The organism is Xanthomarina sp. F2636L (assembly GCF_026410195.1).
GTDB lineage: Bacteria > Bacteroidota > Bacteroidia > Flavobacteriales > Flavobacteriaceae > Xanthomarina.
On sequence record NZ_JAPMLM010000073.1, the window covers coordinates 38,185 to 53,566 of the forward strand.

Below are 15,382 nucleotides of genomic sequence, written 5' to 3' on the forward strand. Positions count from 1 at the left end.
TTTTATTTTTTTATTTTCCAGCCAGTATCAAACTTTACTAATACAATTTCTTCTTCCCACTCTGTTTCATAACATTTTAGTTCTCGTGCATAAATTTCGTGAAGGATATAGAAAGGTGTTTTGATAGATTTTATCTTGTATTTAACAGTAGCTTCTTTTTCTGTTTGAGATATTCCAATTATTTCAACAAATTCATTAACAGTTAATGCAATCTTATTATCGTATAGCTCTATAGCTCTATAGCTCTATAGCTCTATAGCTTTATCTGTTAATTCTAAATAATATTTAATGTCTGGATTGCTCATAATTCCAGTTCTTTTTTCTTTTACATTTATTAATCCTTGATTTTCAAGATATCTTAAAGCACTTAAGCTTTTATTACGTGTTTCTATCATATCTTGGGTATTTCTTACTGCATAAAAAGTCACATCTTTCAAAATATACCCTTGACTGCAAAAAGTTGGATATTTTTCAGAGATTATTTTACTTGCAATTTCATTAGTTAGTGTGTCATCGGAACAAGATGTCACTAATATTAGTGTCAACAATCCAAAAATTAGTTTATTCATTATTTCTTTTTTTAAATTACCTATTTAAAACTTTAGTTGGTTTTTCTAATTGTTCCCAACATATTATAATATTTGCATTTAAATAAATGGTTTCCATTCTATATCTTCGAAAATAATTTTATTATCATCGACTAGAAATATAGTTTCTAATATTACATAAAAAAAATCATTACTATTTTTAAAAAAGAACTTTAAAATTAAGTTTGGATTAGATATACTTGAAGATGATGTGTTATAATAGTCAATATAAACTTTACTCAATTTTACTTCTGTTAAACCATTTTTAAAATAATTTTTTACACTAATTATTTTTTTTCCCCAAGCGTGACCAAATCCATTCTTTATTTTTAATAACCTTTCATTAGTATAGTTAATTGTGTCAGTTTTCATTATGCCATATGAATAATAAGTTATGGTTTTAGGATATTCATTTGGAAAAATAGTAGTAAAGATGTCTGAATCATTTTGATTAAATGAAGTTTCAATAGTTTTTGCAATTGAAACGATGGTCTTTTGTAAATCAGATTGAAAAGGAACAGGTTTTTGGTTGTGTTGAGCAATTATAGTATGACTTATTATCATAATAAAAATACAGATGTAGTTTTTCATATTTGGTAATTTAATGTATCGCTTAAAATTTAGTTAGTTTTTCAACTTATTCCCAGCTTTTTATTAAATGATTGTTTTTCAAGAAAATATTAATCCAATAATCTAATAAGTTTTTGAAAGGAAATTAGATTGTCATTTGACATAATTAAATTGTCATTTTCATCTATTATGCAAGTAATTGTAACAGTATCATTGATAGGTAATTTAATGACTCCTTCTTTAATTCTACCAGTCATTATTCTTTCTTGTTTACTGTGTTCAAAAACATATTCATCTCCATTTTTTTTAATAAAATAATAATAAATTGGATTAGTGTTTTCCACAAACCATTTACCTTCAAAATTTGGATTAGAAGAAATAATTAAATCTTTAAACTCAAAATGTTTTTTAGAAATGTGAAATACAAAAAAACCTTTTTCTGTTTTTAGATATGCCACTTTTATTTTCCATTTTTTTTCGCCTTCAGAAAATGGAATGTATGTTGTATAAAGCTCTGCTTGTTTGTTTCTCTGTGGGATTAAGTTTTCAATTTCGTTAAATCTAGGAATATTAATAAATTTAGTGCTTTCCCAGTTAATAGTACCTCGGTCATCTTCATTTCTTATTTTTTTTAAAAGCTCATAAGTTGCGTATGGTGCCTTTCCTTCATTTCTTAAACTCACAATATCTTCATCAGTCATATCAAAAGCATTCTTGTATAATTTTATATTGTCATCATTAAAAAAGTAAGGTTTTAATAATTCTAAATTATTAGTTTTTATTGCAATAAAAATATTTTCATTTATTGTTTTTAATTCTTTATTTATGTTTGCGCTAAAAGAAGCAAGAGAAATTAAGAACATATATAGAGTAATTGTACTTTTCATAATATTTCATTTTATAATTTTTCACCGTAAACATTCAATTGGTTTTTTGATTTATTTTTAACTTTATGCTCAATTATAATTCCCAAAATTTTAATTGTTCAGGTAAATATTTGCCATTATGTATTAAACAGTCTTCAATTCTTATTTTATAAATATCATTCCCATTTCTAACAGTAAGAAATATTTCAGTCGCTTGAAATGGACTTTCCGATTCTGTCTCAATCTTTTCTAATTTTAAATTTTTATCTTTTATTATCTGTGAAATTAGAACAAAATTTATTTCTAAATTTTTCAAGATTTTATTTAACATTTCTGTTGTAAATGTTAAATTCTTTTGTTTTTGTTTAAGATAAATATCAAAAGGTGCTTTTGGTAGATTGATTTTTAATCTTTCAAAATCATTATTTTTTAAACATTCGTAAAATTCAATAGCAAATTCATTTGTTGTTTTAACCTTTTCATTTGTTTTACTTTGGCTATAACAATAAGTTGAATTTATTATCATAAAAAATGTAACCAAAACTAAATTTTTAATTTTTTTCATAATTGTTATTTTCTAACTACTTCAAAATTCAGTTGGCTTTTCCGTTTGTTTCATCATAAAATTTAATAAAACCTAAATTTAGATTATGCTATTTATTTTATAGATCTATATGCTTCATTTCTAGTCATTTTATCGCCATTTTTGGTGTAGTAAACAAAAGCCCCCATTCTTGAGTCATAGCCATTATCAATTTGTTTACCTTTAGACCATCTATGGAGTACATAGACTGGAGTAATTTTATAATCTTGAGAATTATAAGTATTTACATATCTCCACCAAACCTTAAAATCGCCTTCATAAAAACCATTTATACACTCACCTTCAATTTTCCACCAAGTTGGTCGTGTAAGATTATTATGGTAACGAACTAAAGTTTCAATTTTTTCTCTTTGAGAAGGACCATCCCAAACTTCAAGTTTTCCGTGTAATTTTCCATTTTTAAAATTAACACGTTCATGTAAATTATTTTCACCTTCATAATTATTTTTCAAAAAATAACTTTCTGCTTTACCATCAAGATTATTATCCTTGTAGAAGGTTTTCTTTTTAAGGCTCCCATCAAAATAGTACCATTTAAATTCTCCTTCTCTAATGTCTGGCTCAATCGATGAGTAAAATCCTTCGGATTTTAAATTACCATTCTTGTAATAAAACTTTACAGATTCGCTTGGTTTACCATTACTATCAAAAACCACTGTACTATAATCGTTATTAGACTGTTTAACAGGTACATCATTTTTCCAATATTTTTTCCAACTACCTTTATTTATTTTGTTGTCATTAGAATAATAGTATTGCTTATGAATTGAACCATCATCATTGTACTCAATATAATCTTCATCGAATGATCCGTTTTTTATAGTATATTCTAATTCTTTATTGCCATTTTGGTAATATGATTTATAATTTGAAGTTATTTGATTGTTATTGTAAGTTGTGGAGGTTTTAGGGTTGCCGTTTTCGTAGTTTTCTAAATACAATCCATTTAAATTATTATTTAAATAGTTTTTTCTATTTAATAAAGTTCCATCTTTAGAATAATTTTCCACCGTACCATTAAAAAGACCTTCTTTGTATTCCTCTCTTTTTTTTATTTGGCCGTTATTATAATTTTCAATCCATTCACCATCTTTCTTTCCGTTTTTATAATACCCAGATATTAATATTTGTTCATTTTGTAATTTTGAAATTACTTTCCCGCTGAAAGGATTATTTTCATTAACTAAATAGGCTAACTCATTTCTATTTACAATTTGCTGCAAATCAACTTCCTTATCTGAACATGACAGAATAGAAAGTAAAAAAAATAAAATAGGGATTTTTTTCATAATATAGTTTTTAAATTTTAAGTTTTATGTAATAAGTTACTATTACATTTTTACCATACTGACTTCCTGGAATCATTTTAGGCAATAAATTGATTATACGTTTAGCTTCCTCTTCTAAACTTGGATGTGGCGCTCTTGTTTTAGTATTTACAACATTACCAGTTTTATCAATTTTAAATAATATAAAGATATTTTGATTTCCAGAAAGTCCCAATTCTGTTTTAATGTCTTTATTAAACTTCTTATTTAAAAAAGCTGTTATGGTGTTGTTCATACAAGTTTTTTTATCGTCGTTATTACCATTTTCACAACCTGGAAAAACTGGAACATGCTCAACTACCGCAAACGGTACTTCAACGTTTTCTACAACACGATCAACTTCTTGATTAGGTTCTACTGGTACAATTACAGTTTCCTCAACAACCTCAATAACTTCAGGAGCTGCAGGTGGAGGTGGAGGTGGTGTTTCTAAATAAAAGTATTTATTGTCTCTGTGGTAATACATGATATTAACAGGGTATTTTTTTTGATAAGAATTTCTAATTTCACATTGAATTTTATCAAATTCAGTAACTCCATTTTTACCCGCTATATTTTTCCATAAGGTTTCATAGGATTTCCTAATCTCTCTATATATATCATAAGTCTTGTAATAATTTTTTATGTCAAGTTTATTTTGAATTAATAAAGTTGCTTTTAAAGGGTTTGACGATGAAGCATGATGTTTTCGACCTTCGCAATAATCACACTTTTCATCTCCAATTCCACTTCCATTTTCAAGAAAAATTATTATTTTATTTGATAATTGATTAATATCTATTAATTCTACTTTACCATTAGCTTGTATAGTTATTTTTTCTCCATTGTCAATTAAAATTCGAAAAATATTTTTTTCTTTTAAAGTAATATTACTTTCCACTCCGTTTAAAAAAACTTTATCGTTCTTGTCAACTATAACTTCATTTATCGGAGCTTCGCAATTATAACCAAAAAACAATTTTTGTTCTTTAAAAATGTGAATACTATCACCTATTCTTTTTGTTTCAATTATTTGAGAATATTTGTTCTTATTTTTTTCATTAACTAAAGAGTTATTTAAGGTTAACAGTTTTTTTTCATTTATATCATATAATGATTTAAATTCTTCAACCAGATAAGAATTTACATAATAATTTTCTTTATCATTTATTAAACCAATAGCAAAAGCAAGTTCTAAATCAGAAAAATTTAACATAGATTCATTTATCCAACCCACATTTCCATTTTTATCTATAACTCTAAATAAAAGTCCAGAATTATTATCTGAACGTCTAATATCAAACACAACTAAACCAGAAGGAGAGTTGGAGTTATTATAGGATGTATTGATAAGTTGAAAGTTAGTCGAATTATAATTTTTATATAAATTATAAGTGCCACTTTTAGGGGACACACCCATTAAACCAAAATCACCTGAAGCTAATATATCATCAAATAAATTCCTCTTTAAATTGTCATTACTTGAGTTTTGCGTAAAGCCAAATTGAAAACAAAATAATATAAATAGTAGGGTTAGTAGTTTCATATAATTGTTTTTTTGATAATTAAAAATATAAAGTTAAAAACATAAAAATCATATTTAAAATTACTCAACTAAATATGCTTCCAGCATACCTTTTTTTCCAGCTTGATAAATTATATCTCCTTTACGCTCAAAAACCAAATTATTTTTATTTCCAGTTTTCTTGTCAATTTCCCAGTATTTATTGCCTTCAAAGATAAAAACAGCTGATGATCCACTCTGTCCATTACTGAAATCGTATACCTTATTTCCTCTTTTTTCCAAAAACAAACCTTCTTTTTCTCCATTCTTTTTGACTACAAACAATTTAGTTCCTTCAATAATAAAAACTAAGTTTCCTTTTTCACCGTTCTTTTTTATTTCATAAACTTTTTCAGAAAATATTTTCCCAGCTTCATCTGCAATCTTTTCAATCACTGCCTTTTCATGTGTTCCTGAAGATGAATTAGGTTTTTCATTCTTACAACTAAAAGCCAATGTGATGATTATCAAAAATAAAATTGATTTTTTCATGTTTATTTAAATTTTATTAAGGTTTAAGAATGACAATAATCTTTTGGTATTTATTTACGTTCTTGTTCAAGAGGAGATGTATTCCAAATTTTATAATGTTCTGACATATCACCTTCTCCAAAATAGAATGTCGTCGACAGGGTGTCATTTTTCATTCTTGGCACATCAATCCCAACATTCATTTTGTACTTTGGAGAATAAAAAGTAATTATAGTATCGCCATTTAGCTTGTTGATTGTTACTTTAAAACTCTCGTTTTGATGTCTTAAGGTGAAATCATTCTTGTCCAAATAAAAGAAATAATCATTGTCTTCCCATTTATTCTTCCATCGTCCTTTTAATTTATAAGAGAGTGAGTTTTCTAATGGAATATATTTGTTTCCATTTAACAGAATTAGATTTTCATTTTCACTATATGAAAGTGGGAAAACTTGGTCGTTTACTTGAACACTATACTCTTCATCGTTTTCTTTAACAGAATATGTTTTTCCATTTATAGTGGCAGAATAATTATCATTAAATTTTTCTAAAAATATTGCATCTGATTCTGTTTTGGAATTTATCCATAATCCTTCAAATGACTTTCTTCCTTTTGAGCAAGAAGTTATCATGATTAGCATTAGTGATATTCCTAAAATTTTAAGAAATTGTTTTTTCATGTTACTGTAAGTGAATTGTATATGGTTCACAAAGTAATCATTTTTCATTTTTTTTTGAGTATATTTTAAAAAAAATATACAATAAATATGCACTTATAGATTGTAATAATTTTATGCTTCTGTGAGCGAGTATTTAATTTATTACTAATTTTTGAGTCAGTCTATAGTTTTTTAGACATTAGTCTAAGTAATTTTTTTATTTAGACAATTTCCGATATGATAATATTTAGTAATCATTATGTATCAATAATAGTTTCATTAAAGTCATTGGTCTGTCCTTTTATTTAAACAATACTTTGTTGGCAGCCGTTAATTCTCAATCCACTCTTTACGAGATAAATCAAACGTAAAAGTTTTTTGAAGCTTCCTTTTTTTATTATTTTTATAAAATACATGATAGTTAAATGGAATGTATTTAAAGTAAAACTCCTTTCTATCTAACATTCCTTCATTTTTTCCAAACTATTTTAAGTTGTAATTATCACAAGTTTTAATTTACAAGTATTCCCATAGCTTCATTTTGTTCCAAATTATTTGAGCTCTTTCGGAACCACTATCCATGCATTTTTTAATCCAAGTTGCTCCCTTTTTTTTATTTACTTCAACTCCTTTACCTAAGAAATACATTTTGCCAATTTTAATTTGAGCAAATTCCATTCCTTGTAAAGCGCTTTTCTCATACCAATTTGCTGATTCTACAAAATTAGCTTCAATTCCAATACCATTTTCATAAATATAACCAAGCTGATATTCTGCATACTTATTTTTTTGTAAGGCACTTTTCTCGTACCAGTACATTGCTTTTTTTAAATCTTTTGTAACACCAATCCCTTTACTGTAATACAATCCAATTGCATATTGAGCATCATGCAATCCTTGCTCTGCACTTTTCTCAGTCCAATATGCGCTTTTTTCATAGTTAATATTAACACTATAACCATTATAATATCTTGTTCCAAGTTCTAATTGAGATTCAGAGTTGCCTTTTTCAGCATTTTTGATAAGTAACCTTAAATCCGATTCATTAATGTTAATTATTGACTCTCTTTCTTGACAGTAAGATAAAGAGCATTGAAAAATAAACAAGATTAATATTGTGCATGTTCTTATTATCATAGGTTTATAGGCTACAATTCCCATCAATAATATCTTGTTGAGAAGGGTTATAAGCATTTAATTCAGTAAGAAAATCTCCAGTAAAAGTATTACATATAGGTTGGATGCCACATAAATTTGTTAATACATCATTACCTGTAACTTTTATGGATGTACCTACGGATATCATATTCTGTAAAACATCTAAATTTGTTAACGAGGTATTGTTTTCTATTTTCAAATCACGACCAACCGTTGTAATATTTTGTAAGCCATCTAAATTTGGGAGAGAGTTATTATCAATTATAAATAAATCAAAGTCCAATTTTGATGAGATGTTTTGTAAGCCATTTATGCTTATTAAAGACGTGTTTCCATTAATAAAGAGGTATCCATTAACTGTCGTAACACTGCGTAAGCCATCTAAATTGACCAAAGCTTCATTCAAGCCAATACCTAAAAGTTCACCTACATTTTGTATGTTATGAAGGCCTTCCAAATTTGTTAAGACATTATTGTCATGTACCACTAAACTTGTTGAAACAGTTGTTAGATTTTGTAATGCTTCTATGCTTATTAAAGAATCATTGTTACTTATATAAATTGTATAGCTCACAGATGATAGATTTTGTAGCCCAGAAAAATTTAATAAAGAATCGTTATTTGATATTGTCAACCCATACTCAATCGATGTAAGCATTTGTAATCCATCAAAATTTATTAAAGCATTATTATTGTGGATAGTTAATTCAATTACAGATGTTAGGTTTTGTAAGCCTTCTAGATTTATTAAAGAATTATTATGAGAAATTTCTAATACATCAACAGATGTTAGATTTTGTAAACCCTCTAAATTTAATAAAGAATTATTATAAGTTATTCTGAGATTATATATATAAGTTAGATTTTGCAAACCTCCTAAATCTGTAATATTATCTCCAATAATTGTTAGTGTGCCATTAATTATTTCATAACAATTATTTATAAAATTGTCTACATCATTTTGAGTATTCAATTCTAAATTTCCATTATAAGTTGTATTAGTACAACCAACATTTTCGATAATATCATTATTATCATCAGATGCACAAGAATACATGATTACGCTTAATAAGAAAAGGGATAATATTAATTTTGGGTTTTTCATAAGATTTGGATTTATTGGCTTACTAATGTGAATGTAATCAGTTGTTAATTATTAAAGAAGAATAAATTTGAACTATGAAACCCAGGCTCTCCATTTATGCTTGATTTATCTGATTCACCAGTCTGTATATTAATTATTCCTGCTTCATTTCTACCATCGCCTCTATAAATATATTCGAATCGGGAATCTTCTAAATCATATCCTATGGCAGAACCACCAATAGAATCAGATAATGTACTAATATGATTCCCTTGAATATCATAAATGCCGTTATTACTAATAAAATAAATATCGGAATTAGAGCTAATAATATTAGAAACGTTGAAATTACTTGGCAAAGTTATTTGGGTCATTGAGTTTGTTTCTAAATCTATGATTACTCCATTGACTTGGTTAGTTTCTTCATCTAATATGACTAACTTATTTGGTATATCTAAGTAAAAGAAATCTAAATAACCAAAAATTCCAAAATTAGCAGTTAAATTGATGTTTTCAACAACTTGATTTGAAACTATCTTTCTATAATATATATTTTCAAATGATGGATTAGGACTGTCTTCCAATACCAAATAGATATTTTCATTATTGTCAATTACAACTTTTTCTAAATGCTCTTGATCTGAGATCAAAATAGGTAATTCCTCCGTAGGATAATGGTATTCTTCACTATTTAAGGCTTCCAATACATTAGCCTTGTGGAAAACAATATCATTAGAAGTGTTACTAAATGAAGAAAAGTAAAAATTGTTAGTTGTTTCATTGAAATAAAAGTCATGAGTAACATGATAGCCATAAGTAAAAAGACGTTTTATAACGGTATTGGAATTATCTCCAATAATAGCTCCAGAGCCATCTGATTCGAAAATTAGCTTGTATCTCGTATCTAAAACTTCATCACCATTATTTGAATTATCATCACTTGAGCAACTAAAAGTTAATAAGATTAATGTAAAGATTCCTAATAAATTTTTCATGTAAGTAGGTTTAATTTGAAAGCATTTGTAATATCTTGACTAATATAACTGTTTTTATTTTTTCATCTAAAATTATTTTTCAATCATTTTTTTTAAACTCATTTGGATAAATAGCCATAATGTTTATGTTGATTTTTTCAATTTTAAATGTATATTTGAATAGAAAATAATTATAAATCAGAGTACACGATCAGGTACATGATTTAGTTAAAATAAGCAGTAAAATAGCGTAAATCGGGGTTTTTCTCAAACTCATAACCCGAAGGTCACTGGTTCGAGTCCAGTTCCCGCTACTAAATTGAATCACTTCAAAAACAACGGTTTGGCTTTCGCTAAACCGTTTTTTTATGCATACGATTTTTCATTATCTTGCGCAAGAATTGCAAAATGAATACGATTTAACCTTGAAAAAAATTATTCTGCCCCCAAAATCTACTCTGCCAATGGCGATTTAAATAAGCGTTGGTATATCTATTTTTCTTATCGAAATCCAAAATCTGGAAAACTGATTAGGCAAACTCCCATTTATTCTAATGCCAATAAATTTAAAACCAAAGAAGAAAGACTTTCTGTTTTGGTAACCTATCGAAAGGCATTACTTCAACTTCTTAAAAAAGGATATAGTCCATACGAGGATAATGTCGAGCTTCATGAAAATCTTATCGAAAGCGACAACAAAAAGCTATCTACTAAAAAGAACTGTCTCGTCCTGAAATATGGCTACAGGTTAAAATTGATTTTAAGCTGATAATTTATATACCATATTCGGTGTTTTATAATCTAAAGATAAGTGTAATCTTACTTCGTTATATAAATTAATTGCATTTTTTGCAGCTCTCTTTGCGTGAGCTACGTTATCAAAGGTTTGGTCGAGATAAAACTCATCTTTTAAAACCCCATTTACACGTTCAGCCATGGCATTTTCGTAACAATGATTTTCTTCAGTCATACTAATATCTATTTTGTTTCTGTTGAGTATTTGTGTGTACACATTGCTACAGTACTGTATGCCTCTGTCGGAGTGATGAATAAGTTGTTTACTACTTCGACTAGGCTCAGTACAGGTGTTTTCAGCTTGATAGATAGCCTTGTTAAGAGCTCTTACACATCCTTTAACCTCCAAACTATCACTTAAGTCATAACCTACTATTTTTCTGGAATGCATGTCTGTTATGAGCGCTAAATAACAAAAGCCTTTAATGGTTCTGATATAGGTAATGTCTGATACCTAAACTTGATTAGGCCTTGTAACTTCTAGGTTTTTAATGATGTTATTATACTTATAAAATCGATGATGCGAGTTGGTTGTTCTAGCACTGTATTTCTTTCTTAAAGTGAGCATTTTGTGTTCACGAAGTACATTAAACAGTGAGTCTCTACCAACTTTCACATGTTGTTTTTTAAAGTCATGTTTTAAGGATTTCATAAGCTTACGCACACCTTCTCTAGGAAGGGATTTGCGTCTTTTTCTAACAATGTTTAAAACCTGTTGTTCTATTTTCAAACGCTTATCAGCTCTAGATTTGTATTTATAATACGCATCACGTTTAAGTCTAAAACAATGGGTTATAGTCGTTAAAGAAGCAAATCCCTTAGATTTCTCTTTAGCTTTAATTAAGGCTTTATACTTAACTTTTTTTTTAGTTCAGCAACCGATTTGTAGCCTAGATCTTCAGCTGCTACTTCCAGGTATGAATCTAATACCATAGCATCCAGATCCTTTTTTAGTAATAGTTTTTTAAGCTGTTGAATCTCCTTTTGCAGTGCTTTGATTCTTGATATTTCGTCTTTTGTTTCCACTTTTACTCTGGTGTTCATTAAGTCTTTGCGCTTGTACTTTTTAATCCATTCATTGACCGTTGTAGGTGCAATAGAGTAGAGTTTACAAAGTTCGCTCTTTGTGTGTTTTCCGGTTGTAAGTTCGGCTAAAATTTTTAATTTGAAAGGTTCTGAATACCGTCTAATTACTTTGTCATTTTTGTACATAATTGTTTTGAATTATGTAGCCTTATTTTAGGACGGGTCATAATTGTGGGCAACGGTCTAGTATGACCGTCAGTTACGGGTCACTATGCGTTAATTTTCGGTTTGGCACAAGCCTTAGTAATTCCGAGTGGATTCGGACGTACTCGAATCCGCCGTAATTGTGGTTATACATTGTTGTGTGCAGTTTTTATTCAGCTATTCGTTTCTTTAAATCCATTCTTTCGTGCAATATTCTCGTTATTTCAACATAATTTTCGTTCAAAGTTCTGTAGAATATTATATGTCGATTTGTATTCATTCCGAGAAGTTGCTTTGATATACCTTCGTAGAATTTCCCTATGTCTGGGTTTTCTGCAATTTCTTGACAATTAGAAATCAGTTCAGCGTAATATTTGTCAGCTTGTTTTTCTGACCAAACCTCAAAGGTATAATCCCAAATTTTAGATAAATCCTCAACAGCTTTATTGGTCAGTTTGTATTCAGCCATTCGAGTGCTTTTTCGCTTTTAGTGATTCAAGATGCTTTTTTGGATCAAAGTCGTGAGCTATTCCGCTGTCAATTCCTTCTTGAATAGCTTTTTTCAATGCAATTACTTTACTTTCTTCTTCTTCTAAAAGTCTTAATCCTGCACGAATAACTTCGCTAACGTTCTTAAACCTTCCTTCGCTTATACTATTTTGCACGAATTGGTCAAAATAATTTCCGAGTGATATAGATGTGTTTTTATTCATTTGAGTACTAATTTATATCAAATATACCAAAAATTGGTATAACGACAAAATTCCCAAATTGCACACAACGTGTTTCTTTAGTTTGTAATAAATATCTTTAGATAGAAAAAGAGGAGAACTATAACGTGTTTTAGAATTACCGCTCCATGACACGTACGAGTCCTCTCTTTCTATCAAGTTGCAAAGAACCATTTGGAATACCAGGCGTATAAGATCCCGTAAAGGAAGTAGTTTTTGCAACATATTTATTAACTCTAAATGTAAAAATATGAAAAATCACAAAGAAGTTGTAGGAATTGATGTTTCAAAAAAGACCATAGATGCTTATTGTTATCAATCACAAGTACACAAAGAGTTTATCAACGATGTAAGTGGTTATAAAAGCCTAATAAAATGGGTTTTAAAGGTTGGTACAAGCAACGAAGTTTTTTATTGTTTTGAGAATACTGGTTATTATTCCTTAAAGCTAGCACTTTATTTTGATAGCCAGGAGATTGTTTATGTGGAAGAAAGTCCAATCAAAATAAAACGTTCTTCAGGTGTTGTTAAGGAGAAAACAGATCGTATTGATGCGTGTTTAATAGCGCGCTATGGATGGCTTTATAGAGAAGAATTAAAACCAAGCACTGTAAAAAGCAACTCACAACTAGAATTAGGAAGGTTGTTGGCCTTACGTGATCAATTGGTTCGTAATAATGCAGGTCTTAAAGGAACTTTAAAAGAGATGAAGGTGTTATTGAATAGTCCGACAACAGATGTTGGTTGTATAAGCCTAAAACGCAGTATTGATTACTTAACTAAGCAAGTGAACAGTATCGAGTCTAGAATCAAAGAAATAGTATCTGAAAATGTTTCTATGAAAAAGAACTATGAATTACTTACAAGCCTTAAAGGTGTAGGTAAGGTGGTTGCTAGTCAATTGATTTATCATACTGGGAACTTTACAAGATTTGATAGCTGGCGAGCCTTTTCAAGCTACTGCGGAACTGCCCCTTTTGAACATCGTTCAGGGACCAGTATCCACAGAAGAAAACAATGTCATTATTTAGGAGACCGGAAAATGAAAAGTTTATTGAGTATGGCCAGTGTTTCTGCTATACAACATGACAGTGAGTTACGTTTGTATTACAAGCGAAAGTTGGCCGAAGGGAAAGATAAAATGGTTGCAGTAAACAACGTAAGGAATAAAATAATAGCAAGAGCTTTTGCAGTGGTTAAAAGAGGAACACCATATGTGGTACTTCAACAACATGCAGCATAAAAAAAACTAATTTATATTAGGATTTGATCTTGGAATACGTGTATGGTTTCGTTGCGTGTTTAAGCACTAAAGTTAGTAAATAAATCACAGATAGAAAAAGTAGAGTGAACCCAAAAGCTTAGACAAATTTATAATTAATTTTGATAATAATGAGCTCGATATTCGGTCGGGCTCAGACCTTTTAAATTTAGTTTAATTCTTTCATTATTATAATACTTTATATACTCTTTTATATCACGCTTCAATTGTGTTATAGACTTATATTTATTTAGATAAAATAATTCAGATTTTAAAATACCAAAGAAGTTTTCTATTACTGCATTGTCTAAACAATTCCCTTTTCGAGACATACTTTGAGTAATTCCCTTTTCTTTTAATAGACTTTGATACTGTTTCATTTGATATTGCCATCCTTGATCAGAATGCAAGATTAAGTTTGCTTGATTAGGTATCTTTATAAAAGACTTTTTTAACATCGTAACGACTTGTTTAAAGTTTGGTTTTTCAGATAGCTCATAACTTATTATTTCACCATTGAATAAATCAATTATAGGCGATAGATATAGTTTGTCCCCAAAGACTTTAAATTCGGTAATGTCGGTAGCCCATTTTCTATTTGGTTTTATAGCCTTAAAATTACGTTGTAAAATATTGGGAGCTGTTTCACCTATTTGTCCTTTATAAGATTGATATCTTTTAGCTCTTATAAGGCTTTTTAAGCCTAATTGACGCATTAACTTAGATATGGTTTTGTGATTGATTATAAAACCTTTTTTATTAATCTCTAGAGTAATTCTTCTATAGCCATACCTGCCTTTATGCCGATGGTAAATCTTGCTAATTAATTGCTTTATCTCTTTATATTTATCGCTTAAATTATTTCTTTTTCGGTGGTAATAGTAACTGCTTCTTGCCATATTAGTATGTTTTAGTAATAGTTCTAAATCATACTTATGCCTTAATTCTGTTATGGCTTGCGCTTTTTGCTTTGCTCTTCTTGAATTAAGGCCTGAAACTTTTTTAGCAAGTCCAGTTCTGCCCGTAAGGATTCATTTTCCAATAGAAGTTCCTCTTCTCTGGTTAAAGGTTTATTGGATTTCTTTTTTGTCTTTTTAAATTCCATCGCTTTTGGTTTTCCTCTAGTTTTATGGTTTAAGCCTTCGGTACCCAGCTTTTTGTAATTCTTCTGCCAATTCATAATTACAGATTTAGTAGGGATATTGAACTCCAAACAAGCTTGGCTAAAGGATAGTGAATCTTTGTTGATAGCTTCCAATACTTTTATTTTGAAAGGTAAACTATAGACTTTGTTTTTTCTTGGCAACAAAGCTTTTTTGCCATATTTTTCATAAAAACGAATCCAATCATGAAGTGTTGTATGATGACAACCATTTAATTTTGAAACAGCTTCTACTGTTTGATGATGATTTAAAACTTGCTTTACACAGCGAAGTTTGAAATCGTAATTGTACTTGACTTTTCTTCCCATAAAAATACACTTAAATAGTGTCTAACTTTTTGGGTGCAGTTCAAAATCCG

The 15,382-nt window shown here is 28.7% G+C and carries 18 protein-coding genes; 1 reads left to right on the forward strand and 17 read right to left on the reverse strand.

Annotated elements, in window-relative coordinates; genetic code table 11:
* Positions 1–245 precede the first annotated feature (245 nt).
* The 15 genes from OS191_RS14895 to OS191_RS14965 all read right to left on the reverse strand — a co-directional run bounded on the left by OS191_RS14895 (position 246) and on the right by OS191_RS14965 (position 12,582).
* A complete protein-coding gene (locus OS191_RS14895) occupies positions 246–569 on the reverse strand; it encodes a hypothetical protein (RefSeq protein ID WP_267156495.1) in 324 nt (107 codons plus the stop codon).
* A 78-nt stretch (positions 570–647) separates the two neighbouring features.
* Entirely contained in the window at positions 648–1,178 is a 531-nt protein-coding gene (locus OS191_RS14900) for a hypothetical protein (RefSeq protein WP_267156496.1), read from the reverse strand.
* Positions 1,179–1,267: 89 nt separating this feature from the next.
* Complete coding sequence (locus tag OS191_RS14905) at positions 1,268–2,044, reverse strand: hypothetical protein (RefSeq protein WP_267156497.1); 777 nt, start codon at positions 2,042–2,044, stop codon at positions 1,268–1,270.
* Between the two features lie 73 nt (positions 2,045–2,117).
* Positions 2,118–2,588 carry a hypothetical protein gene (locus tag OS191_RS14910; protein WP_267156498.1) on the reverse strand — a complete coding sequence of 157 codons (471 nt, stop codon included), beginning with the start codon at positions 2,586–2,588 and terminating at the stop codon, positions 2,118–2,120.
* 92 nt (positions 2,589–2,680) lie between these two features.
* Positions 2,681–3,916, reverse strand: a complete 1,236-nt coding sequence (locus OS191_RS14915) for a toxin-antitoxin system YwqK family antitoxin (RefSeq protein ID WP_267156499.1) — start codon at positions 3,914–3,916, stop codon at positions 2,681–2,683.
* Positions 3,917–3,926: 10 nt separating this feature from the next.
* A complete protein-coding gene (locus OS191_RS14920) occupies positions 3,927–5,480 on the reverse strand; it encodes an energy transducer TonB (protein ID WP_267156500.1) in 1,554 nt (517 codons plus the stop codon).
* 60 nt (positions 5,481–5,540) lie between these two features.
* Positions 5,541–5,990: a hypothetical protein gene (locus OS191_RS14925; RefSeq protein WP_267156501.1), complete on the reverse strand. Its 450-nt coding sequence runs from the start codon at positions 5,988–5,990 to the stop codon at positions 5,541–5,543.
* 50 nt (positions 5,991–6,040) lie between these two features.
* The gene (locus tag OS191_RS14930) at positions 6,041–6,649 is read right to left on the reverse strand and encodes a hypothetical protein (protein ID WP_267156502.1); all 609 of its coding nucleotides are present in this window, start codon (positions 6,647–6,649) and stop codon (positions 6,041–6,043) included.
* A gap of 495 nt (positions 6,650–7,144) precedes the next feature.
* Positions 7,145–7,789, reverse strand: a complete 645-nt coding sequence (locus OS191_RS14935) for a tetratricopeptide repeat protein (RefSeq protein ID WP_267156508.1) — start codon at positions 7,787–7,789, stop codon at positions 7,145–7,147.
* Positions 7,770–8,891 (reverse strand): leucine-rich repeat domain-containing protein, encoded by a 1,122-nt coding sequence (locus OS191_RS14940; protein ID WP_267156503.1) that lies wholly within the window; start codon positions 8,889–8,891, stop codon positions 7,770–7,772. The genes OS191_RS14935 and OS191_RS14940 overlap by 20 nt, the downstream gene beginning before the upstream one ends.
* Before the next feature lie 44 nt (positions 8,892–8,935).
* Entirely contained in the window at positions 8,936–9,865 is a 930-nt protein-coding gene (locus OS191_RS14945) for a hypothetical protein (RefSeq protein ID WP_267156504.1), read from the reverse strand.
* 739 nt (positions 9,866–10,604) lie between these two features.
* On the reverse strand, positions 10,605–11,084 hold the full coding sequence (locus OS191_RS14950; protein WP_267156509.1) for an IS3 family transposase: 480 nt from the start codon (positions 11,082–11,084) through the stop codon (positions 10,605–10,607).
* A 395-nt stretch (positions 11,085–11,479) separates the two neighbouring features.
* Positions 11,480–11,851: a transposase gene (locus tag OS191_RS14955; RefSeq protein ID WP_267156505.1), complete on the reverse strand. Its 372-nt coding sequence runs from the start codon at positions 11,849–11,851 to the stop codon at positions 11,480–11,482.
* A 187-nt stretch (positions 11,852–12,038) separates the two neighbouring features.
* Positions 12,039–12,338 (reverse strand): type II toxin-antitoxin system RelE/ParE family toxin, encoded by a 300-nt coding sequence (locus OS191_RS14960; RefSeq protein WP_267156506.1) that lies wholly within the window; start codon positions 12,336–12,338, stop codon positions 12,039–12,041.
* Positions 12,331–12,582, reverse strand: coding sequence for a type II toxin-antitoxin system ParD family antitoxin (locus tag OS191_RS14965; RefSeq protein WP_215937343.1), 252 nt, complete (start codon positions 12,580–12,582; stop codon positions 12,331–12,333). Before OS191_RS14965 ends, OS191_RS14960 begins: the two co-directional genes overlap by 8 nt.
* A 268-nt stretch (positions 12,583–12,850) precedes the next feature.
* On the opposite strand from OS191_RS14965, the gene OS191_RS14970 reads away from it, so the two are divergent.
* Positions 12,851–13,843 (forward strand): IS110 family RNA-guided transposase, encoded by a 993-nt coding sequence (locus OS191_RS14970; protein ID WP_267156507.1) that lies wholly within the window; start codon positions 12,851–12,853, stop codon positions 13,841–13,843.
* A gap of 134 nt (positions 13,844–13,977) precedes the next feature.
* Here OS191_RS14970 and OS191_RS14975 read toward each other — a convergent pair whose 3' ends face one another.
* Positions 13,978–14,892: an IS3 family transposase gene (locus tag OS191_RS14975; RefSeq protein WP_323370139.1), complete on the reverse strand. Its 915-nt coding sequence runs from the start codon at positions 14,890–14,892 to the stop codon at positions 13,978–13,980.
* A complete protein-coding gene (locus OS191_RS14980; RefSeq protein ID WP_267154908.1) occupies positions 14,811–15,332 on the reverse strand; it encodes a helix-turn-helix domain-containing protein in 522 nt (173 codons plus the stop codon). Before OS191_RS14980 ends, OS191_RS14975 begins: the two co-directional genes overlap by 82 nt.
* Positions 15,333–15,382: the final 50 nt, after the last annotated feature.

Coding starts and splice junctions, on each gene's coding strand:
- OS191_RS14895 (WP_267156495.1), bottom strand. CDS start 569: ATGAATAAACTAATTTTTGGATTGTTGACACTAATATTAGTGACATCT.
- OS191_RS14920 (WP_267156500.1), bottom strand. CDS start 5,480: ATGAAACTACTAACCCTACTATTTATATTATTTTGTTTTCAATTTGGC.
- OS191_RS14970 (WP_267156507.1), top strand. CDS start 12,851: ATGAAAAATCACAAAGAAGTTGTAGGAATTGATGTTTCAAAAAAGACC.
- OS191_RS14930 (WP_267156502.1), bottom strand. CDS start 6,649: ATGAAAAAACAATTTCTTAAAATTTTAGGAATATCACTAATGCTAATC.
- OS191_RS14905 (WP_267156497.1), bottom strand. CDS start 2,044: ATGAAAAGTACAATTACTCTATATATGTTCTTAATTTCTCTTGCTTCT.
- OS191_RS14965 (WP_215937343.1), bottom strand. CDS start 12,582: ATGAATAAAAACACATCTATATCACTCGGAAATTATTTTGACCAATTC.
- OS191_RS14915 (WP_267156499.1), bottom strand. CDS start 3,916: ATGAAAAAAATCCCTATTTTATTTTTTTTACTTTCTATTCTGTCATGT.
- OS191_RS14955 (WP_267156505.1), bottom strand. CDS start 11,851: ATGTACAAAAATGACAAAGTAATTAGACGGTATTCAGAACCTTTCAAA.
- OS191_RS14980 (WP_267154908.1), bottom strand. CDS start 15,332: ATGGGAAGAAAAGTCAAGTACAATTACGATTTCAAACTTCGCTGTGTA.
- OS191_RS14910 (WP_267156498.1), bottom strand. CDS start 2,588: ATGAAAAAAATTAAAAATTTAGTTTTGGTTACATTTTTTATGATAATA.
- OS191_RS14960 (WP_267156506.1), bottom strand. CDS start 12,338: ATGGCTGAATACAAACTGACCAATAAAGCTGTTGAGGATTTATCTAAA.
- OS191_RS14900 (WP_267156496.1), bottom strand. CDS start 1,178: ATGAAAAACTACATCTGTATTTTTATTATGATAATAAGTCATACTATA.
- OS191_RS14935 (WP_267156508.1), bottom strand. CDS start 7,789: ATGGGAATTGTAGCCTATAAACCTATGATAATAAGAACATGCACAATA.
- OS191_RS14925 (WP_267156501.1), bottom strand. CDS start 5,990: ATGAAAAAATCAATTTTATTTTTGATAATCATCACATTGGCTTTTAGT.
- OS191_RS14940 (WP_267156503.1), bottom strand. CDS start 8,891: ATGAAAAACCCAAAATTAATATTATCCCTTTTCTTATTAAGCGTAATC.
- OS191_RS14945 (WP_267156504.1), bottom strand. CDS start 9,865: ATGAAAAATTTATTAGGAATCTTTACATTAATCTTATTAACTTTTAGT.